Genomic DNA, 25,102 nt, shown 5'->3' with positions numbered 1-25,102 from the left:
GGTGGTCAGCTGCAGCCGCTCGTCGAGCCGCAGCCCTCGCAGATGTAGCAGGAGCCCGCTCGCTGCATCTTGGTGCCGCAGGAGAAGCACAGCGGGGCGTCCGCCTGGATGCCCAGCTGCATTTCGACCAGTTCGGCGCTGGTGTGGGCCTGCTGCGGGGCCGGCTTGGCGGCCTCGGTCTCGGCCTTCGGGGTGGCGACGGCCTTCAGTTCCTGGGCGCGCGGCGCCGACTGGGCCAGGCCCTCGACGTCGACCTCGTCGTCCGACGGCTCGTAGGAGCCGGTCTCCAGGTGGCGCTGGCGCTCCTCGGCGGAGTGGATGCCGAGGGCGGAGCGCGTCTCGAAGGGCAGGAAGTCCAGCGCCAGGCGGCGGAAGATGTAGTCGACGATCGACTGCGCCATCCGCACGTCCGGGTCGTCCGTCATGCCGGCCGGCTCGAAGCGCATGTTGGTGAACTTCGAGACGTACGTCTCCAGCGGCACGCCGTACTGGAGGCCGACCGAGACCGCGATGGAGAAGGCGTCCATCATGCCCGCGAGGGTGGAGCCCTGCTTGGACATCTTCAGGAAGACCTCGCCGAGACCGTCGTCCGGGTAGGAGTTGGCGGTCATGTAGCCCTCGGCGCCGCCGACGGTGAAGGACGTGGTGATGCCGGGGCGGCCCTTCGGGAGGCGCTTGCGGACGGGGCGGTACTCGATGACCTTCTCGACCGTCTCGCGGATGGCCGTCTCGGCCTTCTCCGTGATCTCGGCCTTCTCCTTCTCCTTGGTCTTCGCGGAGAGGGGCTGGCCGACCTTGCAGTTGTCGCGGTAGATCGCGAGCGCCTTGACGCCGAGCTTCCAGGCCTCGTAGTAGATCTCCTCGACCTCCTCGACGGTCGCCGTCTCCGGCATGTTGACCGTCTTGGAGATGGCGCCGGAGATCCAGGGCTGGATCGCGGCCATCATGCGGACGTGGCCCATCGGGGAGATGGCCCGCTCGCCCATGGCGCAGTCGAACACCTCGTAGTGCTCGGGCTTGAGACCGGGGGCGTCGATCACATTGCCGTGGTCGGCGATGTGGGCGACGATCGCCTCGATCTGCTCCTCCTGGTAGCCCAGGCGGCGCAGGGCCTGCGGGACCGTGCCGTTGACGATCTGCATCGAGCCGCCGCCGACCAGCTTCTTGAACTTGACCAGCGCGAGGTCGGGCTCGACACCGGTGGTGTCGCAGGACATCGCGAGGCCGATGGTGCCGGTCGGGGCGAGCACGGACGCCTGGGAGTTGCGGAAGCCGTTCTTGTCGCCGAGGCGGACGACGTCCTGCCAGGCCTCGGTGGCGGCGGCCCACACCGGGGTGTCCAGGTCGTCCATGCGGACGGCCTTGGCGTTGGCGTCGGCGTGCTGCTTCATGACGCGCTTGTGGGCGTCGGCGTTGCGGGCGTAGCCGTCGTACGGGCCGACGACCGCGGCGAGTTCGGCGGAGCGCCGGTAGGCCGTGCCCGTCATCAGGGAGGTGATGGCGCCGGCCAGGGAGCGGCCGCCGTCCGAGTCGTAGGCGTGGCCGGTGGCCATCAGCAGGGCGCCGAGGTTGGCGTAGCCGATGCCGAGCTGGCGGAAGGCGCGGGTGTTCTCGCCGATCTTCTGGGTCGGGAAGTCCGCGAAGCAGATCGAGATGTCCATCGCGGTGATGACCAGCTCGACGACCTTCTGGAAGCGGTCGGCCTCGAAGGACTGGTTGCCCTTGCCGTCGTCCTTCAGGAACTTCATCAGGTTCAGCGAGGCCAGGTTGCAGGACGTGTTGTCCAGGTGCATGTACTCGCTGCACGGGTTCGACGCGGTGATCCGGCCGGACTCGGGGCAGGTGTGCCAGGTGTTGATGGTGTCGTCGTACTGGATGCCGGGGTCGGCGCAGGCCCAGGCGGCCTCGGCGATCCTGCGGAACAGCTGCTTGGCGTCGACCTCTTCGATGACCTCGCCGGTCATGCGGGCGCGCAGGCCGAACTTGCCGCCCTCCTCGACCGCCTTCATGAACTCGTCGTTCACGCGGACCGAGTTGTTGGCGTTCTGGTACTGGACGGACGTGATGTCGTCGCCGCCCAGGTCCATGTCGAAGCCCGCGTCGCGCAGGACGCGGATCTTCTCCTCTTCCTTCACCTTGGTCTCGATGAAGTCCTCGATGTCCGGGTGGTCCACGTCGAGGACGACCATCTTGGCCGCGCGGCGGGTGGCGCCACCGGACTTGATGGTGCCGGCGGAGGCGTCGGCGCCGCGCATGAAGGAGACCGGCCCGGAGGCGTTGCCGCCGGAGGACAGCAGTTCCTTGGAGGAGCGGATGCGGGACAGGTTCAGGCCGGCGCCGGAACCGCCCTTGAAGATCATGCCCTCTTCCTTGTACCAGTCGAGGATCGACTCCATGGAGTCGTCGACGGACAGGATGAAGCAGGCGGAGACCTGCTGGGGCTGCTTGGTCCCGACGTTGAACCAGACGGGGCTGTTGAAGCTGAAGATCTGGTGCAGGAGGGCGTACGCCAGCTCGTGCTCGAAGATCTCGGCGTCGGCGGGCGAGGCGAAGTACTTGTGGTCCTCGCCGGCCTTCCGGTACGTCTTCACGATGCGGTCGATCAGCTGCTTGAGGCTGGTCTCGCGCTGCGGGGTGCCGACTGCTCCGCGGAAGTACTTGCTGGTGACGATGTTGACCGCGTTCACCGACCAGAAGTCGGGGAACTCGACGCCGCGCTGCTCGAAGTTGACCGAGCCGTCGCGCCAGTTGGTCATGACGACGTCACGACGCTCCCACTCCACCTCGTCGTAGGGGTGGACCCCGGGGGTGGTGTGGATCCGGTCGATCCGCAGTCCCTTCCCGCCCTTGGTGCTCTTGGCTCGGGAACTCCGTGCCGGACCGCTCGCCGTCTCTGTCATGCCGCCTCCCTGTACGGGCGAAAACGCCCTGAAGTGCCCCGATTGTTCCCGTGGCACGGTGTTCTGTCTGGTGTTGCGGGCATCTCGGACACCGCCCGCAACAGGTCTTCTTCGTCGCCGCCGCCCGGCCGGCCCGGTCTCGTGGTCCGGTCCGGCCCGCTCGTCAGTCGGCGGCGCCCGCGGGTTCGGGGACCTGCCCGGTTCCCGTCGGCCCGCGGCCGTCTTCCTGGCTCCCCGCCCCCGCGCCCTCGCGGTCCTCGTCGTCCGCGGTGGCGCGTCCCGTCCGCCGCAGTTCCGCGATCGCGGCCTCGAAGTCCTCGAGCGAGTCGAACGCCCGGTAGACGGAGGCGAATCGCAGGTAGGCGACGAGGTCGAGCTCCTGCAACGGGCCGAGTATGGCCAGCCCCACGTCGTGGGTGGTCAGCTCGGCGCTTCCGGTGGCCCGCACGGCCTCCTCGACCCGTTGGCCGAGCTGGGCGAGCGCGTCCTCGGTGACAGGCCGCCCCTGGCACGCCTTGCGCACGCCATTGATGACCTTGGTACGGCTGAAGGGCTCGGTGACTCCGGACCGCTTGACCACCATGAGCGAACACGTCTCCACGGTCGTGAAACGACGGGAGCAGTCCGGACACTGGCGGCGCCTGCGGATCGACGTGCCGTCGTCGGTCGTACGGCTGTCGACGACGCGGCTGTCGGGGTGCCTGCAGAAGGGGCAGTGCATGGTTCCCAACCCTCCTCACGGCAGACCCAATGACCTCGCCGGGCCACATGAGCCCCGCGAAGCAGCCCCAAGCATAGGCGATCTCCGAGGACCCGAAGACCCGGGGGACCACAACTTCTGGGCTGCTGATGCAATCCAACCACTAGATGTGGGGATTGGCTCATACATACGCCGTACGCGCGTGTCGCGGCCGTGTCGCCGCGGCACATGCGGAGATACCGTGGGCGCGGCGCGCGGGGAGCGTGCGGCTCCGGCGGAGGCGGAGGTCCCGGTCGGGTCGCCGGAGGGGCGGATGGCAGACTGGGCGGCGCCTCGCGGGGCCGCCGTCCCGGCGGTGAAGAGTACAGCAATGGGCCCTTTTGCCCGCCCGGCCGCGCGGTAGGCAATACACCTGGAGATGCGGTCGCGTCGCCTGATTCGCGATTTTTCACTCGAACGTGTGTTTGGCGCAACCTTTCGAAAGCAACTACCGTTGTGCAGCAGGGAGACCATCGAGAGGGGCCGACGTGACCACGACCGCAGACAGTGCCACCATCACTGCCCAGGACCGCGCCCAGGGCCGACTCGAGCCGGTGCACGCGATGAACGAAGCCACGAATCCCGAGGGGCACAAGCGCTCCCTGCCGGGCCGACCTCCGGGCATCCGGGCGGACAGCTCAGGGCTCACGGACCGCCAGCGCCGGGTGATCGAGGTCATCAGGGACTCCGTGCAGCGCCGCGGGTACCCGCCGTCGATGCGGGAGATCGGCCAGGCCGTCGGCCTGTCCAGCACGTCGTCGGTCGCGCACCAGCTGATGGCACTGGAGCGGAAGGGCTTCCTGCGCCGCGACCCGCACCGCCCGCGCGCGTACGAGGTGCGCGGCAGCGACCAGGCCGCCTCCGTGCAGCCCACGGACACCGCCGGCAAGCCCGCCGCGTCGTACGTCCCGCTCGTCGGCCGCATCGCCGCCGGTGGCCCGATCCTCGCCGAGGAGTCCGTCGAGGACGTCTTCCCCCTCCCCCGGCAGCTCGTCGGCGACGGGGAGCTGTTCGTCCTGAAGGTCGTCGGCGACTCGATGATCGAGGCCGCGATCTGCGACGGCGACTGGGTCACGGTCCGCCGCCAGCCCGTCGCCGAGAACGGCGACATCGTGGCCGCGATGCTCGACGGCGAGGCCACCGTCAAGCGTTTTAAGCGCGAGGACGGCCACGTCTGGCTCCTCCCCCACAACTCCGCCTACGAGCCCATCCCCGGCGACGACGCGACCATCCTGGGCAAGGTGGTCGCCGTACTCCGCCGCGTGTGAGCTCAGCGGCGGGCGGGCCCACGCCGCCGCCCGCTCCCTGACCGACCCCGGGACCCCTGCGCCGGTTCCGGGGTCTGTTCTTGCGCCTGAACCGGCGCCGCTCTCGCGGACCGGGGGTGCTCGCCGTTGTGGTTGCTCCCTTGACGGTTGCTGTGTGTGGCACTCGTCTTACACGGCGTCGGCCTTGGCCTTGGCGTCGATCGCCGCCAGGGACTTGCGGACCTGGTTGCGGTCCGTCGTGTACCAGAAGTCGGGCAGTGACGCCTTGAGGTAGCTGCCGTAGCGGGCCGTCGCCAGGCGGGGGTCCAGGACGGCGACCACGCCGCGGTCGCCCGAGGCGCGGACGAGGCGGCCGGCGCCCTGGGCCATGAGCAGCGCCGCGTGCGTCGCGGCGACCGCCATGAAGCCGTTGCCCCCCGCGTCCTCCACCGCCTTCTGGCGGGCGCTCATCAGCGGGTCGTCCGGGCGCGGGAACGGGATCTTGTCCATGACGACGAGCTGGCAGCTCGGGCCCGGCACGTCGACGCCCTGCCACAGGGACAGCGTGCCGAACAGGCAGGTCTTCGGGTCGGCCGCGAAGTTCTTGATCAGCTCGCCGAGGGTCTCCTCGCCCTGGAGCAGGATCGGGAACTCCGGAATCCGTGAGCGCAGTTCCTCCGCGGCGAGCTGGGCGCCGCGCATCGACGAGAACAGCCCGAGGGTACGGCCGCCGGCCGCCTGGATGAGCTCCGTCAGCTCGTCCAGCATGTCGCCCCGGTCGCCGTCCCGCGCGGGGCGGGCCAGGTGCTTGGCGACGTAGAGGATGCCCTGCTTGGGGTAGTCGAAGGGCGAGCCGACGTCGACGCCCTTCCACTGCGGCAGGTCCTCGCCCTCCGTGCCCTCCGGGGCCAGTCCGAGCGACGCGCCCACGCCGTTGAAGTCGCCGCCCAGCTTCAGGGTCGCCGAGGTCAGGACCACCGAGCGGTCCGCGAAGAGCTTCTCCCGCAGCAGGCCCGACACGGACATCGGGGCCACCCGCAGAGAAGCACCGCTGTGTCGATATGCGGCTCCGCCGCGGGGCTCATGGCGCTCGTACCAGACGACGTCCCACTCGTTGCCGTGCGTGATGCGCTCCGCCACGCCGTGCACGCTCTCCACACTGGCCAGCGCCTGCTTGCGGACCGCGTCCTCGTCCTGCACGGACTTGTCGCGGGTCGTGCCGAGGGCGGAGATCACCGTGCGGCACGCGTCGCGCAGGGCGGTCAGGGCGCACTGGAGGTCCTCCGGGATCTCCTCCAGGCGGCCCGGCAGCGCCAGCTCCATCAGCCGCTCGAAGCCCTCGGAGGCGGTCTGGAGCTGGTCGGCGGCCTTTTCGTTGACGAGCTTCGCCGCGCGCCGTACGGCGCGGTTGACCTGGCCGGGAGTGAGCTCGCCGGTGGCGACGCCCGTGACGCGGGAGACCAGCTCGTGCGCCTCGTCCACGATCAGCACCTCGTGCTGCGGGAGGACCGGGGCGCCCTCGATGGCGTCGATCGCGAGGAGCGCGTGGTTGGTGACGACGACCTCGGCGAGCTTGGCGCGCTCGCGGGCCGTCTCGGCGAAGCACTCGGCGCCGTACGCGCACTTGGTCGCGCCCAGGCACTCGCGGGACGACACGGACACCTGGGACCAGGCCCGGTCGGAGACGCCCGGCGTCAGGTCGTCGCGGTCGCCGGTCTCGGTGTCGTCGGCCCAGTCGCGCAGCCGCAGCAGGTCCTGGCCCAGCTTGCTGGTGGGTGCGGCGGCCTCGAACTGGTCGAAGAGGCCGTCCTCCTCGTCCTGCGGGACGCCCTCGTGCAGGCGGTGCAGGCACAGGTAGTTCGACCGGCCCTTCAGCATGGCGAACTCCGGGCGGCGGCGCAGCAGCGGGTGCAGGGCCTCCACCGTGCGCGGCAGGTCCCGCTCGACCAGCTGGCGCTGCAGGGCCAGCGTGGCCGTGGCGACCACGACCCTCTCCCCCTGCGCGAGCGCCGGCACCAGGTAGCCGAGCGACTTTCCGGTGCCGGTGCCGGCCTGGACCAGCAGGTGCGAACCGTCGTCGATCGCCTCCGCGACGGCTTCGGCCATGGCCACCTGGCCGGGGCGCTCCGTGCCGCCGACGGCGGTGACGGCGGCGTGCAGGAGTTCGGGGAGTGAGGGCTTCGTCATAGCGCGACCACCCTACGGCCCGGCACTGACAATCGGGTGCTCACGGGGACGCGGCCCCTCGTTCGTGGGGGCCGCGGGAGCCGTGGCCCCGCGGCTGGGGGCGCCGCTGACGGGGGTCCCGCCCGTGACGGCCGTGGCCCGTCGCGGCGGCCACCGCGTCGGCCAGGCGGTCGAGGACGGCCGCCGCCTGCTCGTCGGTGATCGTCAGGGGCGGCAGGAGCCGTACGACGTTCGCGTGCGGGCCGCCGACGTCGACGATCAGGCCCCTCCGCAGGCACGCGCGCTGGACGGCCGCGGCCAGTTCCGGGGCGGCGGCACGAGGTGTCCGACCGGTTTGTGGCCCGGTGCCGGCGACCGGAAGGCCTGTGTCCGGGCGCCGTTCGGCCGTCCCGTGGGGCTCGTGGGTCGCATGGGGCTCGTAGGGCTCGTGGGTCTCCTGAGTCTCCTGGTTCGGACCGTGAGGGTCGCCCGGCCCGTCCGGACCGTCCGCATCGTCCGGCTCGACCAGTTCGACGCCGATCATCAGGCCCCGTCCCCGCACCTCACCGACGCACGCGAACTCGCCGGCCAGAGCGCGGAGTCGGGCCAGCATGCGCGCGCCGAGCCGTGCCGCGTGGTCGGCGAGCCGGTTCTCACGGACGTACGCGAGCGTGGCCGCGCCGGCGGCCATGGCGAGCTGGTTCCCGCGGAACGGGCCGGTGGGGGCGCCCTGTTGGCCGGTGTCGAGGTCCTCGCGGTGGACGAGCACGGCGAGGGGCAGGCTGCCGCCGATGGCCCGGGACAGGACCATCACGTCGGGGGTGGCGCCGCTGTGCCGCACGCCCCAGAGCGCGCCGGTCCGGCCGACCCCCGTGCAGGACTCGTCCACGATCAGCGGGATGTCCCGTGCGGCCGTGATGCGCCGGATCCTCCGCAGCCACGCGTCGGGCGCGGGCAGCACCCCGCCGGCGTCGTGCACGGGTTCCAGGATCACGCCGGCGGGCGGGGGCACGCCCGGGCCGGGGCCGTCGAGGACGGACTCGGCCCAGTGGGCGGCGAGTTCGGCGCCGCGCGGGCCGCCGACGCCGAACGGGCAGCGGTAGTCCTGCGGGTACGGCAGGTGCGTGACCCGCGCGTCGCCCATGTCGCCGTGGACTGCCAGTGCCCCGGTGGGTGTCGTGCCGTGTTCGGCTCCGTCGAAGCCGGCGATGCCCGTTCGTCCGGTCGCGGCGCGGACCAGGCGGGAGGCGGCCCGTACGGCGTCACCGGCGGCCGGTCCGCAGAAGCGCACGCGCGCGTGGGCGGCGAGTCGGGGCGGCAGCGTGGGGAGCAGCTCGGTGACGAAGGCGTCCTTGACCGGCGTGGACAGGTCCGGGACGTGCAGCGGGGCTCCCGATTCGAGGACCTTCCGGACGGCCTCCAGGACGACGGGGTGGTTGTGTCCCAGCGCGAGCGTCCCGGCGCCGGAGAGGCAGTCCAGGTAGCGGCGGCCGTCGGCGCCCTCGACGGTCAGGCCACGCGCGCGTACCGGCACGATCGGCAGGGCGCGCGGGTACGTACGGGCCGCCGCCTCCCGCGGCGAGCGGCGCGGCGGGGCGCCCTCCGGCCGGGCCCGGTCCCGGTCGCCGGTCTTCGTCCCCTCGGCCCCACGCCCCCGGCGCGCGGTGTCCACCACGGCTGTCCGCCTCCCGCTCTCCGCGGGGACCGCGCACCGACGGCGGACCCCTCGCGCTACCAACACCGGACCGCGCGCCGGGTTACGGTCCGGCCGGAGTTCCCCGCGCCGCGGTCGGCCGTACCCGGCTCCGGCCTCCGCGGTGCGGTCGGCCGGGCGGATGCAAAGCGTCACGCATGCATTCAGCGGTGGCAAAGGAGACTCTTGCTCACGTTCCCTTCCAGGAATTGCCATTGGTATAGAGCACGCAAGTCGTGAAGGCGGATATCCTGCCCGCGCAGGGACGCGCGTCCGGGTTGGCCGACACGGTCAACCCGGGGCAGAGCGAACGGGTCGTTGCCAACGCCACCGATGTTTCTGAACGCCGTTCAAACTCGACCCCGCACGACTGAAGGCCTACCGGACCATTCCTTCTGAATAGGTGGATTCATTCCGATTGACCGTTTGGTTGGCATCTCCCCCTGTGGCGCGACGGCTACCACAGCACCCGGGGGCCGCAACGGCGGCACACCAGGCAGAGTTGGCAACTTGGGGTCACCGCAGGTTGGATACGCGCGAGTAACCGTCCCCATAGCACCCAAAGCGGAAGCGGGACCCCGGGTTCCGGCCCCTAAACCTGCAGCTTGCTGTCACTGACAGCACCACAAGAACTGGATATCGTCGAGGAGTCGTGATTACCTACACCTGATTTCGGCCGCACCGTGAGCACAACCACCACGACCGATCCACACCAGGCAATTTTATTGCCCGCAAGGCAATGCCCCACGGTTGGGACGAAATTAACTTCTGGTTTAAACAATGCGCCGAGCGGGGGCCGGCGGTGGCGCCGTGCGTCACTCAGCTGGGGCCATCCTGAGCCGGTACACGCGCGGCGACGCAATGTGGAACAACATGGGGGCGCACGCGTGGCTGGCACTTTGTTCGAACTTCCAACGGTCGGCGGGCTTGAGGAAAACGCCCCCCAGGGCCATGCCGCTCGCCTGGAGCAGACGCTGCTGCAGGCCCGGGGTCTGATCGAGTACACGGTCTCCCTGCACCGCCGCCGCCCGGCGACGACGTCCGGTCTGACGCACATGGACGCCGAAGTGACCGCCGAGACCCTCGAAGAACTCGTGCTGGGAGCGCAGCGCTCGGTGAACGTGGCGCTCACCGGCTCGGCCGCTTTAGTGGAGGCAGTGCTGCGGTGCCTGGCGCGCGTGCCCAAAGGGGTCACCGTCCGGATCCTGTGCAGCCCCGCCGCCGTCGACGTGGCGCCCGCCCGTCTGCGCGGCATCCCGGGCGTCCGGGTCTTCCCGCACGAGCTGTGCGGCATCGTCGTGGTCGACGGCACGTCCGCGTTCCTGCGGCTGGGCGCCAAGGGCGCGGAGGAGGACGGCCGGGCGGCGGTGGTCACCGACTGCGCCGCCGTCAGCACCCTCCAGCTCCTCTACGCCGGTGTCTGGTCGCGCGGCCGGAAGCTCGTCGACCACCCCGAGCTGAGCCCCCGGCTGCGCTCCGAGCTGACCCGCCGCATCCTGGAGCAGCTGCGCTCGGGACGCACCGACGCCACCGCCGCCCGCGAGTTGCAGGTGTCCTTGCGCACCTACCGGCGGCATGTGGCCGAGATCATGAGGGAGTTGAACGCGTCGTCCCGCTTCCAGGCCGGCGTGCGCGCCGTCGAGATCGGGCTGCTGCCCAAGTCTCCGTGACCACCCGGGCGGGACGCCGCCCGGGTTTGTGTGGGACCGAGGATCGGAACATCCGACGAGAAGTGGGGGCACACCGTGTGCAGCCAATCGGGGGACGAGTTGGAGCATGCCCTCCTGCAGCTCAGAGAGTTGATCGAATCAACCATGATCATCCACCGGGACCGCAGTCGGCGGGAGCAGCTCATCACGGCGCTCCCCGGTGGCTACGGCAAGCTCATCGGCGTCACGCGTGAGCTGATCCAGCAGACCACCAGCACCGTCGACATCCTGCGGTCCCGGGTCCCGGCCCCCGGCAAACGGCTGGAGAAGATCGGACGGCTGGAGTCGGAGCTGCTGCACTTCCCGCGGGAGAGCGTGTCGGTGCGGCTGCTCGCCAGTCCGGAGCTGGTCGGTGAGGCGTTCTGGAAGCGGCTGCCGCCCGAGCACCAGGGGAAGCTGGCGATCCGGGTGGCGCGGCTGCCGCCCCTTCAGGTCCTCATCGCCGACGGCGCCACGGCCCTGGTGGTCGTCGGCCCGCCCGCCGACCGCCGGGCATCCCTCATCCGGGTGCCCGAGGTACTGGAGGCCCTGGAGACGCTGTTCGAGAGCATCTGGAGCAGCGCGGTCCCACCGGACGACGACGTGATCTTCGGCGACCGCGACCGGGCGATCCTGGCGCGCCAGATACTGGGCGCCATGCGGGCCGGCGTCACCGACGAGGTCGCCGCCCGCGAACTGACCGTCTCCGTGCGGACCTACCGGCGCTACGTCGCCGAGATCATGACGCTGCTCGGGGCCACGTCCCGCTTCCAGGCGGGGGTCCGGGCGGCGGAGCTGGGGCTGCTGCCGCGCGGCGCGAACTGGCAGGACGGCGGCGGACGTTCGTGAAACGCGCGGGCGGGCGCAGGTTCCTGAAACGCGCGTTGCCCCCCGCCCCAGTGGGCAGTTGGATGGATTCGCAGGGAACGGGATTCATCTTCAGGGTTGTTCCCCGTCTCCGGCGGTTCTCCCCGTAACCGCCGGTCCGCGGCGGCCCGTACCGGCCTGACCGGTACGGGTTCCCGTGCCCTCGACGACGTCCGTGCGGAAGGTGGATCCATGGATCAGCGGCCGATCGGTCTGGTCTTTCCCGGTCAGGGAACACAGCGTCAGGCAATGGGCGCGCCCTGGCGGGACACCCCGTCCTGGGAGATCACCACGGAGATCTCCGAGGCCACCGGGGAGGACATCGCCGACCTGCTGCTCAACGCCTCGACGGAACAGCTGCGGCGCACCGACCTGGCCCAGCTGTCGGTGTTCTCGGTCGCGATGATCGCCCACGCCGAGGCGGTGCGGCGGGAGGCCTTCGACGGGCCCGTGGTGGCCTGCGCCGGGCACAGCCTGGGCGAGTACGCCGCCCTGACCGCCGCCGGCGCCTTCACCGTCGGCGCGGCAGCGGCCCTCGTCGCCGCGCGCGGTCGCGCCATGCGGGAGGCCTCCGGCGCCCGCGAGGGCACGATGGGCGTCCTGGTCGCGGCCCCGCTGGAGGCCGTGGAGCACCTGGTGGGCAGCGCGCGGGAGGACGGCGCGGACGTGTGGGTCGCCAACGTCAACGCCCCCGGACAGACCGTGGTCTCCGGATCCGTGGACGGTGTAGGCCGGGTCGCCGACGAAGCTCCCTCGATCGGGGCCAAGTTCATCCGCCTCCAGGTCGGCGGCGCCTTCCACAGCCCGTACATGGCGCCCGCCGCCGAGGCCCTCGCCACCGCGCTGAAGGAGACGCCGGCCGCGCCGAAGCACCTCCCGGTGGTGGCCAACGTCGACGCACGCCCCTACGACGGCGACTGCGGCTGGGCCGAACTCGGCACCCGCCAGCTCACCTCACCCGTCCTGTGGGAGGAGAGCGTGCGCACCCTCACCGGCACCCTCGGCTGCGCCCGCCTGGTCGAACTCGGCCCCGGACGCACCCTGGCGGGGCTGATCCGCCGGATCGTCCCGGACGTCGAGGTGGTGTCCGTGGACAGCCCGGCCGCACTGGACTGACGAAGAACCGCGCGAGCACAAGAGAGCCGGAACACCATGGCATCTGTTCCCGAGGGCACACGGCAGGTGACCCGACGATGACGACCGCTCCCCGGGAGTGGGTCAGCGGTGTCGGCGTGCTCGACAAGGCCTCCACCCTGCTGGCGATCGTGGAGCAGGCTCCGACGCCGCTGAGCGAGCTGGTCTCCCGCAGTGGACTGACCCGGCCCACCGTGCACCGCATCGCGGTGGCGCTGGAGCGGCTCGGGCTGCTCAGCCGGGACTTCCACGGCCGTTTCGTCCTCGGGCCCCGGCTCGGCACCATGTCCGTCGAGGCGCGCTACGACCGTCTGGCGCAGGCCGCCTCGCCGGTACTGGCCGACCTGCACGCGCGTACCGGCCTCGACGCGCGGATCCTGCGGCGCCGGGGCCGGCTGCAGACCTGCGTGGCGAGCTGCGCGGGTTCCCTCGGGCCCGACGGCGCCGAGCGGGTGCCGGTCGGGATGTCCCGGCCCGCGCTGGCCGGCGCGGTGGCGCTGGTGCTGCTGGCGTGGGAGGAGCCCGAGGAGATCCACGAGGGCCTGCACGGCGCCCGGTTCACCGCCGCCCACCTCGCGCAGGTGCGCCGTCGCGGCTGGGCCCGCGGGCCCGACGTGATGCAGCCCGGGGACATCGCGTTCGCCGTGCCCGTGCAGGACACCGGGGACCGGGTGGTCGGCGCGCTGTCGGTGTCGGGGCCGTCGGGGCGCATGGACTCGCTCCCGGGCCGCTGGCTGGCCGCGACCGTGTTCGACGCGGCCGCCGATCTGGCCGACGCGCTGCGCCGCGCGCACGCCGTGCCGTCCCCGCGCTGAGCCGACCGGCGCGTGCGAACGGGCCGACGCCACCGAGCGGGCCGGCGTACGCGTTCGGGCCGGCCGCGGGTCCCCGGCGGCTCGCTCGGCCCGCTCGGCTCAGCGCGGGGACCTGGTGATGGTGAACAGCACCCGCAGCACGAGGACCGAGCTGAGCAGCAGCATGTTGTAGCCGAAGACGTCGAACAGCCTCAGTGAGCCGGCGACCCGCGGACCGCCCTGGGTGGACAGCAGCATGATGCCCAGGACGCCGGTCAGCGCGCCGAGGAAGGCGAGCAGGACGTCCCGGACGATGCCGCGTATGAAGCGCCGGTCCCGTTCGTCGGCGAGTATCCGCACGTTGACGCTGAGCCTGCCCTGTTCCAGGGCGCTGCTGATGCGTTCGGCCCGGCGCGGCAGCCTGAGGAGCATCGGCAGGACGGCGGCGGCCTCGTCGAAGACGGACCGGCTCAGCTGGCGCGGGGAGAGCCTGCGGGCCAGTTCGGTGGAGGCGAAGGACCGCGCCTCCTCCACGATGTCGAAGCCCGGCACGAGCCGGTTCAGCGCGCCCTCGACGGTGGCCAGGGCCCGGAAGGCGGCGGCGACTTCGGGCGGCACGGTCAGTCCGTACTGGGCGACGAGCAGGAACAGGTCGGTGAACATCTCGCGGCCCGGAGGGCCCGAGGAGGCCAGGTGGCGGGCCGTGAACCGGCCGAGGGCGCGGGTGAACCGCTCCTCGTCGATCTCGTCGGGGCGCTCCACCAGTTCCAGCAGGGCGTCGGACAGGGCCTGCGGGTCGTTGCGGTCGATCGCCATGAGCAGGTCGCGCAGGCTGGAGCGCAGCATCTGGTCGATGCGGCCCACCGAGCCGAAGTCCACGAGCCCCAGCCCGCCGTCGTCGAGGACGAGGACGTTCCCGGAGTGCGGGTCGGCGTGGAAGACGCCGCCGATCATGATCTGGGCGAGCAGGCAGCCGAACAGGTCGCGGGCGAGCTGCTCGCGGTCCAGGCCCTGTGCGTCGATGACGGCGTCGGCCCGGTTCAGGGTGACGCCGTCGAGCCACTCGACGACGAGGACGCGTTCCGTGCACAGGTCCTGGTGGACCTCGGGGAGGCGGACCGGTGAACCGCCGCCCGGTTCGGCGCCCTTCGGCCCGGTGCCGCTCTCGTCGCCGGAACCGCCGCCCGCCGTGCGGTCGGTGTTGGCGGCGACGACCGCGGTGTTGCGGGCCTCGGTGCGGAAGTCCAGCTCCTCGTGGAGCGAGTCGGCGAAGCCCTGCACGAGGTCGCGGGAGCCGACCGTCCGGCCCCAGGTGGTGTTCCGCTCCAGGATCTGGCTGATCCGGAAGAGGATGTCGAGGTCCTGCTCCACCACCTGCCGGGCGCCCGGCCGTTGGACCTTGACGGCCACGGCGCGGCCGTCGCGCAGCCGGGCGCGGTGCACCTGGGCCATGGAGCCGGCCGCGAGCGGTTCGGGGATGAACTCCGCGAACACCTTGTCGGGCGGGGCCTTCAGCTCCTCGGCGAGGACGCGTTCGATGTCGGGCCAGGGTTCGGGGGCGACCTCGTGCTGCAACGAGCTGAGTTCCTCGACGAACACGTCGGGCAGCAGGTCGTAGCGGGAGGAGAGGACCTGCCCCAGTTTGACGAAGGTGGCGCCCGCCTCCTCCAGCGCCAGCCGCAGGGACCTGGCGAGCGCGGCCTGGTCCTGGGCGCTCGCGGTGCCGCGCCGGGACCGGCCGGTCAGGAAGCGGCGCAGTCCGTGCCGTACGGCGATCCTGCTGAGCTGGGTGTAGCGCCGGCTGCGGGCCACCCGGCGGCGCACGGCGCCGGGCCAGCGGACCATGCCGCGCATCGAGCCGTTGGCCGCGGGTGCCTCGGACAGGACGAGGAAGAGCATCGCGCCGAGCAGGGCCGCGCCCAACTGGACGGTCACGAGGGGGGTGCGGCTGGCCTCCGGGCCCATGGGGGTGCCCACCACGCCCGCGGCGAGCAGTCCGGCCACACCTGTGAAGAGTGCTCGGACCGCGCCGATGCGCAGTCCGAGCACGCGTCGGGCGAGGACGGCCATGATCACGGGGCCGAGCAGAGCGGTGGCTCCGGCGATGAGGAGAACGTCGACTGCATTCACCTCACCGAAGGTAGGCGCTGCCATGCTCTGCCCGGTCACATGAACTGTCAGGAGCCCGTCTTCCTTCCGGTCAGGCCTGGTTGGCGGTGACGGGCTCGGGTTCGGAGGACTCCGAGGCCGCCTCGGTGTCCGGCTCCGTCTCCACCTCGACGCGGCCGGGCCACCAGGTGCGGGCGCCGAGCAGCGTCGTGACGGCCGGCACCAGCAGCACCGCCATCACGAAGGCGGTGAGCAGGATGCCGAACGCGACGGCGAAGCCCATCTGCCGGAGCATGGAGTTCTGCGCCAGCAGCAGCACACCGAAGGTGCCCGCGAGGATGACGGCCGCCGTGCCGACGGTGGAGGTGGAGTGGGTGATGGCCTTGCGGACGGCTTCCGCCGGGGTGTTGCCGCGGCCCACCTCCTCGCGCAGTCGGGCCACCATCAGGATGTTGTAGTCGGTTCCGATCGCCACCACGAAGAGGTAGACGATCACCGGCAGGGTGAAGGGCAGGCCCGCCTCGCCCGCGATGTTCTGGAACAGCCACACGGTGGCGCCCAGGGTCGCGGCGAAGCCCAGGCCGACCGCGACCATGAGGTACAGCGGCGCGACGACGCTGCGCAGCAGCAGTCCGAGGATCAGCATGATGGCGAGGCCGGCGGCCGGGAACACCACGGAGTAGTCGCGGTTGGTGGCGTCCTGGATGTCGGCGAGCACGGCAGAGGTGCCGCCGACGAGGGCGCGGGTGCCGTCCGGGGCCGCGTCGTGGGCCGCGTCGCGCAGGGGCCCGCCGAGGAGTTCGACGGCCTTGTCGCTGTCCGGCTTGTGCTTGAGGACCACGCCGAACTTGGCGATGTCGCCCTTGGGCGCGAGGACGCCGGGCATCACGCGCCCGAAGCCGGCCGCGTCCAGTTCCTTGGCGTAGGCGTCGACCTTGCCCTGGTCGAGCCTGCCGCCGTCCTTCGCCTCCAGGTACACCCAGGTCGGGTCGGTCTGGCCGGCCGCGAAGCCGCGCTCCAGTTCCTTCGCCGCCTGGACGGACTCCAGGTCCTTCGGCAGCGAACTGCTGCTGTCGAAGACGGTGTTGAGGCCGAACAGGCCGGTGGCCAGCACGGCGAGGAGGCCGCCGGAGACGGCGGCGACGAGGCCGGGACGGCGCGCGGTGAGCGAGCCGGCGCGGCCGGCGATCGTGTGCTTCGGCTCCTTGCTCCACGCCTTGGACGGCCAGAAGGCCTTGGTGCCCAGCAGCGAGAAGACGGCCGGGACGAGCGTCAGCGCGGCGACGAGGGTGACGGCCACCGCGATGGCGAGCGCCGGGCCCATCGCCTTCAGCATGCCGAGGCTGGACAGCAGCAGGGCGAGGAAGGCGACGATGACGGCGCCGGCGGCGGAGGCGATGGTCTCCCCGACCCGGGTGACCGCCTCGGTCATGGCCTCCTTCGGCTCCTGGCCGCGGCGCAGGAACTCCCGGTAGCGGAAGAGGAGGAACAGGATGTAGTCGGTGCCGACGCCGAACAGCACGACGATCAGGATCGACCCGATGGAGGCGTCCGCCTCGAACCCGCCGGCCGCGGAAGCCATCGAGATCAGGCCGGTGGCGACGACGAAGACCAGGGCGATGACGAGGACCGGCAGGATCGCGATGAGCGGGCTGCGGAAGATCGCGGCCAGCAGCACGATGAGCAGCACCAGCGTCGCCATCATGATCATGGCGTCGGTGTCGCCGGACGACTCCTTGGTGTCGAACGCGGTCGCCGCGGAGCCGGTGATGCCCATGTGCAGCGAGGTGCCCTTGAGGAGGGGTTTGGCCTCCTCGCGGAGCTCACCCATCGACTCCATCAGGGTCTCGTCGTAGAAGTTGTCCGTGGTCGCCAGGATGCTGGCCAGCGCGATCTCGCCGTTGGCGGACACGGCCTGGGGGCTCGTCTCCACCTTGCTGATCTTCTCGACGCCCGCCTTCTCCAGCCCGGCGGCGACCTTGGCGACGTCCGCGAGGTCGCTCTCCGTCAGCTTGCCGTTGTCGTCACGGCGGAAGACGATGACGGACGCGGGCTGTTCCTGCTGCGGAAACGCCTTCTTCTGGAGCTCCCCGGCCTGGACCGACTCGTAGTGGGAGGGCAGGAATTCGGCCTGATCGCTGACGGCCTTCAGCGGCGGGGCCAGGGAGGCCACCCCGATGGCCGCGATCACCCACGCCAATATGGTCAGCCAAGGGTGTTTGACGGCGGACCGTCCGACCCGTCCGAACATGGGGGGATGCTCCTTCTCAGGGGTTGCAAGGGCGCCCCGATTGTCACCGCGCGCGTTCACCGTCCGCGGCTCCGCGACGTAAAGCTGGCATCAAGCTGCCGCCGGGGGCGGGAAATACCCGACGCGTATTCCGTTTCGCCGTTTCGCCGATTTCCGGTCGTATTCGTCCGGAGCTATGGGGAACGCGTTCCGGGACCCTCCTGGCACCTTCATGCCAGGTCCGTTGTCGCCCCCTGAGTGAACTGCGAGGGTTGCAACCGAAAACAGCGGAAGACGCTCGACCGGACGTCCGCACCCGCGCTCTTCGACAGGATGAGTTACCTCGTGACCGCAGACCAGCTGTACGAGGCTCCGGCCCATGCCGCGCCGGACGGCGGCCGCGTCCACGCCGGCGAACTCCTGCGGCGGCTCGGACCCGACGAGCCCGAGTTCCAGGCGCGGTTGAGCGAGTCCCTGGACGCGGTCGAGAGCCTGCTCCGCGCGTGCTCGCGGGAGTCGGCCAACCCCCGGGTCATGGCGCTCACCGGACATCTGGCCGCCACCGGCGGCAAGCGCATGCGGCCCCTCCTGGTGCTGCTGGCCGCGGAGTTCGGGGATCCCGCCCGGGACGGAGTCGCCGAGGCGGCCGTCGTCGCCGAACTCGTCCACCTCGCCTCGCTCTACCACGACGACGTGGTGGACCGGGCGGATACCCGGCACGGCGCCGCCAGCGCCAACGCCCTGTGGGGCAACCGGACGGCGGTCCTCGGCGGCGACTGGCTGCTGGCCCGGGCCGCACGGCTCTCCGCCGACCTGGTGCCCGAGGCGCTCGGCCTCAACTCCCGTACGGCGAGCCGGATCGTCGCCGGCCAGATGCGTGAACTCGTCGGCCCGGTCCCGGGCGAGGACTCCGTCACCCACTACTTCCGCGTCACCGCGGGCAAGACCGCCGCGCTGCTGGCCATGTCGCTGGGCGTCGGCGCGTACCAGTCCGGCGCGGCGCCGGCCGTCGCGGACGCCCTCATCGAGTACGGGGAGCAGCTCGGCGTCGTCTTCCAGATCGCCGACGACCTGCTCGACCTGCTCTCCCCCGCCGCGGCCAGCGGCAAGGAACAGGGCAAGGACCTGCTGGTGGGCGTGCCCAGTCTGCCGGTGCTGCTGGCCCGGGAGGGCACGGATCCGGCGGACGCGGAGCTGCGTGAACTGCTCGCCGCGGGGCCCTCGGCGGGTGACGGCCGGCTCCGGCGCGCGCTCGACCTCTTCGCGGTGTCGCGGGCCAGAGCGCGCACGGAGGCGATCCTGCACGAGCGGACGGCCCTGGCGAGGGCGGCGCTCGGTGCCCTGCCGCCGTTGCCGGCGCGGGACGCGCTGGACGCGCTGTGCGACTTCGTGGCGCGGCGCACGGGCTGACCCCTCGCCGCGCGGCGCCGCGTGCCGGTGCCGCGCCTTCGGCGGTGCTCGTGCCCGATCGCCGTGGTGGGGAGTCCCGTTGACCGCGGCCGTGTTCGAGGGGCCGCTCGGCCCGTTCTGCTGAAGGTGACCGGCAGCGCCCCGGTGCCGGTGGAGGTGGCGGCCGTCGCCGTGCTCCCGGCCGCCTCGGCGGCCTCCGGGCGACCGCCCGGGAAGGGTTCCCGCAGACGTCCGTCGCGGATGGCGCGAGCCCGTCCCGCCGGGGCGGGCTCTGCTGCCGGCCGGCCCCGAACGTGGGTGCCGGCCGGTTCGTCGAGGCCCCCGAACACCCGGCGCGGGCCGGGGAATCGGCGTGGCCGCCAGGGGCCTCGGTGGGCGGCCGGACCGCAGGGGGAACGGTCCGGCCGGTGTGAGACTGGCACGCCCCCGCGGCGCGCCCTCTGCTGCGGGATCCTCAGATCAGGCCGACCTGCATGGCCCGGGCACCCGCCTGGAACCTGCTGCGCGCGTCCAGGGCCACCATGGCGGCCGCGACGTCGTTGCGCACGGTGCGGACGCTGCAGCCGAGCCGGCGCGCTATGGCGTCGTCGGTGAGGCCCTCGGCCAGCAGGCGCAGCACGATCTCCGTACGCGGCCTGCGGGTGGCGGGCGTGCCCGGCGTGCGTCTGAGCTGGCGTACGGCCGTCCCGCGCTCCCACAGGCGCTCCGCCAGGGAGCACAGGTTGTCCAGCTCGGCGCGGGAGCGCACCACTCGGGGCTCCTGGGCCTCGTCGACCACCACGGCCGCCGCACCGTCCATGATCATGGCGCACAGCGGCACCGAGTCGACCATGCGCGGCGGGACGTCCTGCTGGGCCAGCCACTGGGCGTGCGACGTGGCGCCGTGGGCGTGGAAGACCGAGGCCGACCACACGGCGCGCAGCCGCATGCCGCGCCGCAGGCTCATGTCCACGATGGGCCGGGAGAAGGCGAAGCCGCCCTCGACGTGGCCGGGGACGAGGAACACGAGGTCGCTCTCGGCCTTGGCGACCATCCGCTCGATCACGGTGGAGGCGTCGGTGCGGTGGGCGTTGCCGCCCGGGGACTCCTCGATCCGCTCCGCCGCCCGCTCGTGCAGGGCGATGAACCGGTCGACCTCGACCGGGCGGGGCTGCGGCGAGCGTCCCTCGTACATCGACCGGGCCAGCAGCGCCGGCAGGGCGATGCACGGCTCCACGGCGCGGAAGGCCGTGGGGTCGTCCGCCGCGACGCTGGCGAGGCCCTCGGCCCGCAGCGTCTCCATTGCTTGTGCAACTTCGTGCACTGGCCACTTCATCACTTGTGCCAGTTCCTGTGTTTGCCAGTTCGTCCGCCGGAGCATCCTCCGGTAGAGAAGCTCCGTACGTTCGTCGAGACCGATTCCGGATTGCGCCACGTCAACCTCTCGGAAAATGTCTTTCCAGGGGGCAGGTCCTGCCCACTCACACCGTCAACCTAGACACGCTCGAGACGGCTTGGAGTGTTCGGTCAGTGGTTCGACAGCTTGGTGCCACCCGAACAGGAAATCCCGCCCACTGCGCTCGGGCAGTGGGCGGGAAGAGGGCACTACCGGTCACCCGGCTCCTGCGCGGAACCGCGACCGGCCGGGGGTCACATCACCCGGAACGACCGCTTCGAGATCGGCGCGCACACGCAGACCAGCGCCAGGCACACCGCGACCGTGGTCAGCAGCTCGACCGCCGTGACGTTCCCGGCGACCATGCTGCGCACGGCGTCGTTGGCGTAGGAGATGGGGTTGCCCTGGGCGATGACGCGCAGGGCCGTGGGCATCGACTCCGGCGGCACGAAGGCGTTGGAGGCGAACAGCAGCGGGAAGGTCATCAGCGTGGTGATCATGCGCAGCACGTCGCCGTTGCGCAGCAGGGCGGCCATCATGATGAAGATCCAGCTCATGGACCAGCCGACGAGGCCGCTCATGAGGATCGCGCCGATCACGCCGACGATGCCGCCGGGAGGCGCGAAGCCGAAGATCAGCGCGGCCAGGACGGCGACGGCGACCAGCTGGTAGAGCGAGCGGGCCGCGTCGGCGAGGCTGCGGGCCAGCAGCACGCTGAACCTGTTGATGGGCAGCGTGTGGAAGCGCGTGATCACGTCGTTGCGCAGATCGTTGATGAGGCCGTTGCCCGCCTGGGCGCCCGCCGCGACCGCGGTGATGATCATGATGGCGGGGGCCAGGTTGTCGATGTACGCCATGTCCTTGGAGGCACCGGGGACATCGCCCAGCGTCTTGAGCACACCGGCGAACATCAGCAGCATGACGAGGGGTTCGACGAACGTCACGATGACCACGCCGGGCTGCAGGTACGGCCGCACGGAGCGGCCGGTGAGGGCGAGGGTCTGCGTGATCAGACCGCTGGTCCCCCAGTGTTCGGTCGGGTTGCCCTCCCGTTTCGGCGGCGCCGGCCGCTCGTTGGCCTCGGCCTGGACGACCGTCATCTGAGTACTCCTTCTTCGCTGGGGGTGGTCGGGACGGTCACGCGGGCACCGGGGTTCCGGCGGACTCGTGGGTCAGACGCAGGTAGACGTCGTCCAAGGTCGGCTCGGAGAAGCCGAGTTCGGCGATCTCGGCGTTCGCCTCGTTCAGCGTGCGCACGACGACCGCCAGGTCGGCGGAGGCGGAGACCGGGATGCCGACGACGGCTCCGGACTCCTGGGGGGCGGCCCGGAAGCCGGCGGCGGCGAGAGCCTTCACCGCGGCGGGGACCTCCGACTCGGCCGACAGCGTCACGGTGACCATGCGCTGTCCGACGGCCGCCTTCAGTTCCTCGGGCGTACCGCCGGCCACCACGGCGCCCTTGGACAGCAGGGTGATCCGCTCGCAGAGCTGGTCGGCCTCCTCCAGGTACTGCGTGGTGAGCAGCACGGAGACGCCGTCCTTGGCGAGCCGCTTGATGATCTCCCACACGCCGATGCGGGAGTTGGGGTCGAGGCCGGTGGTCGGCTCGTCGAGGAAGATGACCTGCGGGGTGCCGACGAGGCTGGCCGCGATGTCCAGGCGCCTGCGCATGCCGCCCGAGTACTGGGAGGCCAGGCGCTTCGCGGCGTCGGACAGCTCGAAGAGTTCCAGCAGTTCCTCGGCGCGGACCGCGGCCTGGCGCCGGGACGCGCCGAGCAGCCGCGCGATCAGCATCAGGTTGTCCCGGCCGGTCAGCTGCTCGTCCACCGAGGCGAACTGTCCGGTCAGGCCGATGCGACGGCGGACCTCCTGGGCGTCGGCCGACACGTCGAGGCCGCAGATGCGGGCCGAGCCGGAGGTCGGTTCGAGGAGCGTGGACAGGATGTGGACGAGGGTGGTCTTGCCGGCGCCGTTGTGCCCGAGCAAGCCGTGGATCGAACCCTCGGGAACCGAGACGTTCACACCGTCCAGTGCGACGACGTCACCGAACGACTTCGTTACGTCGATTGCCTCAATCATAGGTTTGGCCACGTGCTTGGCCTCCGTTGCTCTCTCCGGCGGCCCGGTGGCAGGCCATGGTTCGGATATGAAGGGGAATTTCCTCAACCGCTGCTTCGTGATGCTAGGGCGGTATCAGAACGGAGGCGGCTTGTCTGCAGGTTGCTGAAATAGGGCAGTTGCCCACGTGGGGGATGTTCCGGCGCTCACACGCCGTTCGATTCGGTGATACGCGCGGTGCGCGGCCGGGCCATCCGCAGGTAATCCTCGGTGGCGAGGGCCATGGACAGGTCCAGCCGGGCGGCGTTGAAGAACAGGACGTCGTTGCGGAGCAGATCCTCTTCGACGACGAGTTCGAGGTCGGGATGGAAGGAGAAGGGAATGATCGAGCCGCTGACCGAGCCGGCGAGGCGCTCGGCGGTCTCCCGGTCGGCGAATCCGGCCTTGCGTCCGCCGGCGCACTCGGCGACCCGCTGCAGGTCCAGGCGCCGGTCGCCCGGGATGACGGCCAGCACGTACCGGCACGTGCGCTTGGTCGGCCGTACCGCCACCACCAGGCACTTGGCGCTCTGGGCAAGGGAGTGCCCGCGCATCGCGCTGACGACCTCGGTCCGGCCCTCGGGCTCGTGCTCGATGAGGCGGTAGGCGGCCACGTGCTGGTCGGCCAGCGCGCGCAGCCGCCGGTAGGTCGTCAGGTCGTCGTCCAGCAGGGCGCCCGCGGGCTGCCCGGCGTGGGTCATCTCGTCTCCCGGGTCATCAGACCGTCAGACCGCCGTCGATCTGGAAGACCGATCCGGTGATGTACGCGGCACGGTCGCTCGCCAAGTAGGCGACGAGATCGGCGACTTCCTCGGCCTGGCCGAAACGGCGCAGCGGAATGGACTTCGCGGCGTCCTTCTTGACCTTCTCCGAAAGCTCGGCGGTCATATCGGTCTCGATGTATCCGGGCGCGACCACGTTCGCCCTGATGTTGTAGCGTCCGACTTCCTTGGCGAGCGCCTTGGAGAATCCGATGATTCCGGCCTTGGAGGCGGAATAGTTCGACTGCGTCGCGTTTCCGTAGACGCCGGCGATGGAGGAAATGTTGATGATGGTGCCGGACTTGCGCTTCATCATTTCGAAAATGACCGCGCGGCACACGTGGTAGACACCGTCGAGGTTGGTGTCGATGACCTTGTGCCAGTCGTCGTCGGACATCAGGACCAGCGGGTTGTCGCGGGTGATGCCGGCCGAGCTGACCGCGACGTCGATCGGGCCGAGTTCGCCCTCGGCGCGGGCGACCCAGTCGCGCACGGAGTCGGCGTCGGTGACGTCGGCGCGGACGGCGAGGGCGCGGCGGCCGAGTTCGCTCGCCTCCTTCTCGAGTTCGAGCGCGGCCTGTTCGTTGGACTGGTAGCAGAAGGTGACGTCGTATCCCTCGGCCGCGAGCCGCAGGACCACGGCACGGCCGATCCCGCGTGATCCGCCGCTCACCAGGGCGACCGGCGCTGTGTTCTCGGTCATGACACTCCGTAGGTTGTCGGCCGGCCCGGACCGGGCCGGGTCATTCAGTGCGTGAGCTGCGGGGCGGGCGGTGCGAGGGCCTCGCCGGGGCGGAAGGCCATGGTGATCTGGCCGACGGTCAGCAGCGGTTCGCCGCCGACGGTGCTCTCGCCCTCGAAGATCATCGTGTCGTCCACGGCACGCTCCAGGCGGGCGTGGTGTTCGACGAGTTCGCCGGGCAGCGCCTTCCGGTGGAACTCGATGCCGCGCATCGAGCCGAACAGCATGGTCTGTCCGTCGGCCGCGGCGCCCGCGAGGCGCTTGGCGAGGATGCCCGCGGTCTGCGTCCAGGACTCGATCAGCAGGAAGTCCGGGTAGGCCAGGTCGTCCAGGCCGGCCGGCTCCCCGAGCCGCGCGTACCAGGGCTCGTTGAGGGTGACGGCCTTCACGGACCGGATGTGGTCGTCCGTGATCTCCAGCACGCGGTCGACCAGCAGGATCGGATAGCGGTGCGGCAGTGCGGCGCGGACGTCGGCGGGGGTCAGCACGCGGGTGCCTCCTGCCGGTAGCGCAGCCGGAGGGTGGCGGTCTGGCCGTTCGCCGTCGCCACCTTGGCGGCGCACCGCCAGCCCTCGGCGCGCTCGGTCCACGTCACGTCGATCGCCATCTCGTCGCCGGGGTGGACGGCGGCCAGGAACCGCGTGGACTCCACGGCGGCGAGCCGCAGTTCACCCGCCTCGGGCGGCGGCGCGGACTCGGCGGCGCGGCGCACGCACTCCATGACGCAGACGCCGGGGAAGATCGGCAGGTCCGGGTAGTGCCCCGCGAAGACGGGTTCGTGCTCGGCGACCGCCACCGCGAAGCCGGCCGTCCAGCCGCCGGACTTCTCGTCCCGGGCGGGCTCGCGGACCGGCCGCGCGGTGGCGAGGACGGTGCTGGTCACGAACGCTCCGCCAGCTTGCCGCGCACGACGTCGTAGGCGCTGCCGAGGGTCCGCACCGAGCGCATCTCCGTCTCGGCGAACTTGATGCCGTACTTGCGTTCCAGCACGACGACCACTTCGAGGGCCATCAGGGAGTCGACTCCCAGGGACTCGACGAAGTCGGTGTCGTCCTGGACGTCGGCCACGTCCGCGTCGATGGTCTCGGCGAGCAGTTGGCGCAGTTCTTCCCGGTCGAGTTCGGCGACCGCGTCGATCGGCATGTCTGTG

20 protein-coding genes are annotated in these 25,102 nt (G+C 71.3%); 6 read left to right on the top strand and 14 right to left on the bottom strand.

All coding sequences use genetic code 11. From position 1 onward, the window contains the following. Window positions 1-5 precede the first annotated feature (5 nt). Both ACZ7D7_RS25120 and nrdR read right to left on the bottom strand, forming a co-directional pair. Window positions 6-2,900, bottom strand: coding sequence for a vitamin B12-dependent ribonucleotide reductase (locus ACZ7D7_RS25120; RefSeq protein WP_470827125.1), 2,895 nt, complete (start codon window positions 2,898-2,900; stop codon window positions 6-8). A 163-nt stretch (window positions 2,901-3,063) separates the two neighbouring features. Continuing rightward, a complete protein-coding gene (nrdR, locus tag ACZ7D7_RS25115; protein ID WP_470827124.1) occupies window positions 3,064-3,621 on the bottom strand; it encodes a transcriptional regulator NrdR in 558 nt (185 codons plus the stop codon). Between the two features lie 506 nt (window positions 3,622-4,127). Between nrdR and lexA the strand changes: the two genes are divergently transcribed. Beyond that, the gene (gene lexA / locus ACZ7D7_RS25110; RefSeq protein WP_470827123.1) at window positions 4,128-4,907 is read left to right on the top strand and encodes a transcriptional repressor LexA; all 780 of its coding nucleotides are present in this window, start codon (window positions 4,128-4,130) and stop codon (window positions 4,905-4,907) included. A gap of 168 nt (window positions 4,908-5,075) precedes the next feature. Here the strand turns inward: lexA and ACZ7D7_RS25105 are convergent, their stop codons facing one another. Together ACZ7D7_RS25105 and ACZ7D7_RS25100 are read right to left on the bottom strand one after the other, a co-directional pair. Further along, window positions 5,076-7,073, bottom strand: a complete 1,998-nt coding sequence (locus ACZ7D7_RS25105) for an ATP-dependent DNA helicase (protein WP_470827122.1) — start codon at window positions 7,071-7,073, stop codon at window positions 5,076-5,078. Between the two features lie 40 nt (window positions 7,074-7,113). Then, entirely contained in the window at window positions 7,114-8,727 is a 1,614-nt protein-coding gene (locus tag ACZ7D7_RS25100) for an aminotransferase class III-fold pyridoxal phosphate-dependent enzyme (RefSeq protein WP_470827121.1), read from the bottom strand. A gap of 905 nt (window positions 8,728-9,632) precedes the next feature. Between ACZ7D7_RS25100 and ACZ7D7_RS25095 the strand changes: the two genes are divergently transcribed. The 4 genes from ACZ7D7_RS25095 to ACZ7D7_RS25080 all read left to right on the top strand — a co-directional run bounded on the left by ACZ7D7_RS25095 (window position 9,633) and on the right by ACZ7D7_RS25080 (window position 13,249). Next, window positions 9,633-10,415, top strand: coding sequence for a helix-turn-helix transcriptional regulator (locus ACZ7D7_RS25095; protein WP_470827119.1), 783 nt, complete (start codon window positions 9,633-9,635; stop codon window positions 10,413-10,415). Between the two features lie 144 nt (window positions 10,416-10,559). Next, window positions 10,560-11,282: a LuxR family transcriptional regulator gene (locus ACZ7D7_RS25090; protein ID WP_470827118.1), complete on the top strand. Its 723-nt coding sequence runs from the start codon at window positions 10,560-10,562 to the stop codon at window positions 11,280-11,282. Window positions 11,283-11,492: 210 nt separating this feature from the next. Beyond that, window positions 11,493-12,416 (top strand): ACP S-malonyltransferase, encoded by a 924-nt coding sequence (locus ACZ7D7_RS25085; RefSeq protein ID WP_470827117.1) that lies wholly within the window; start codon window positions 11,493-11,495, stop codon window positions 12,414-12,416. A gap of 77 nt (window positions 12,417-12,493) precedes the next feature. Further along, on the top strand, window positions 12,494-13,249 hold the full coding sequence (locus ACZ7D7_RS25080) for an IclR family transcriptional regulator (protein ID WP_470827115.1): 756 nt from the start codon (window positions 12,494-12,496) through the stop codon (window positions 13,247-13,249). 99 nt (window positions 13,250-13,348) lie between these two features. Here the strand turns inward: ACZ7D7_RS25080 and ACZ7D7_RS25075 are convergent, their stop codons facing one another. Next, a complete protein-coding gene (locus ACZ7D7_RS25075; protein ID WP_470827113.1) occupies window positions 13,349-15,358 on the bottom strand; it encodes an ABC1 kinase family protein in 2,010 nt (669 codons plus the stop codon). Between the two features lie 70 nt (window positions 15,359-15,428). Continuing rightward, window positions 15,429-17,588: an MMPL family transporter gene (locus ACZ7D7_RS25070; protein ID WP_470827112.1), complete on the bottom strand. Its 2,160-nt coding sequence runs from the start codon at window positions 17,586-17,588 to the stop codon at window positions 15,429-15,431. Window positions 17,589-17,912: 324 nt separating this feature from the next. On the opposite strand from ACZ7D7_RS25070, the gene ACZ7D7_RS25065 reads away from it, so the two are divergent. Next, on the top strand, window positions 17,913-18,977 hold the full coding sequence (locus ACZ7D7_RS25065; protein WP_470827111.1) for a polyprenyl synthetase family protein: 1,065 nt from the start codon (window positions 17,913-17,915) through the stop codon (window positions 18,975-18,977). A 454-nt stretch (window positions 18,978-19,431) separates the two neighbouring features. Here ACZ7D7_RS25065 and ACZ7D7_RS25060 read toward each other — a convergent pair whose 3' ends face one another. The 8 genes from ACZ7D7_RS25060 to ACZ7D7_RS25025 form a co-directional block, all read right to left on the bottom strand. Then, window positions 19,432-20,259, bottom strand: a complete 828-nt coding sequence (locus tag ACZ7D7_RS25060) for a helix-turn-helix transcriptional regulator (protein WP_470827109.1) — start codon at window positions 20,257-20,259, stop codon at window positions 19,432-19,434. 347 nt (window positions 20,260-20,606) lie between these two features. Then, the gene (locus ACZ7D7_RS25055; RefSeq protein ID WP_470827108.1) at window positions 20,607-21,452 is read right to left on the bottom strand and encodes an ABC transporter permease; all 846 of its coding nucleotides are present in this window, start codon (window positions 21,450-21,452) and stop codon (window positions 20,607-20,609) included. Window positions 21,453-21,489: 37 nt separating this feature from the next. Beyond that, the gene (locus ACZ7D7_RS25050) at window positions 21,490-22,431 is read right to left on the bottom strand and encodes an ATP-binding cassette domain-containing protein (protein ID WP_470827106.1); all 942 of its coding nucleotides are present in this window, start codon (window positions 22,429-22,431) and stop codon (window positions 21,490-21,492) included. A gap of 185 nt (window positions 22,432-22,616) precedes the next feature. After that, window positions 22,617-23,150 carry a YbaK/EbsC family protein gene (locus tag ACZ7D7_RS25045; RefSeq protein ID WP_470827104.1) on the bottom strand — a complete coding sequence of 178 codons (534 nt, stop codon included), beginning with the start codon at window positions 23,148-23,150 and terminating at the stop codon, window positions 22,617-22,619. Window positions 23,151-23,166: 16 nt separating this feature from the next. Beyond that, window positions 23,167-23,913 (bottom strand): 3-oxoacyl-[acyl-carrier-protein] reductase, encoded by a 747-nt coding sequence (fabG, locus tag ACZ7D7_RS25040; RefSeq protein WP_470827103.1) that lies wholly within the window; start codon window positions 23,911-23,913, stop codon window positions 23,167-23,169. A gap of 44 nt (window positions 23,914-23,957) precedes the next feature. After that, complete coding sequence (locus ACZ7D7_RS25035) at window positions 23,958-24,440, bottom strand: 3-hydroxyacyl-ACP dehydratase FabZ family protein (protein WP_470827102.1); 483 nt, start codon at window positions 24,438-24,440, stop codon at window positions 23,958-23,960. Beyond that, complete coding sequence (locus tag ACZ7D7_RS25030; protein WP_470827101.1) at window positions 24,434-24,835, bottom strand: 3-hydroxyacyl-ACP dehydratase FabZ family protein; 402 nt, start codon at window positions 24,833-24,835, stop codon at window positions 24,434-24,436. The genes ACZ7D7_RS25035 and ACZ7D7_RS25030 overlap by 7 nt, the downstream gene beginning before the upstream one ends. Then, a complete protein-coding gene (locus ACZ7D7_RS25025) occupies window positions 24,832-25,095 on the bottom strand; it encodes an acyl carrier protein (protein WP_470827099.1) in 264 nt (87 codons plus the stop codon). Before ACZ7D7_RS25025 ends, ACZ7D7_RS25030 begins: the two co-directional genes overlap by 4 nt. Between the last annotated feature and the right edge of the window lie 7 nt (window positions 25,096-25,102).

It is taken from the genome of Streptomyces sp. NPDC037054, assembly GCF_055606745.1.
The sequence above is the reverse complement of the archived record's forward strand: the minus strand, read 5'-3'. Positions and strand labels throughout refer to the sequence as shown.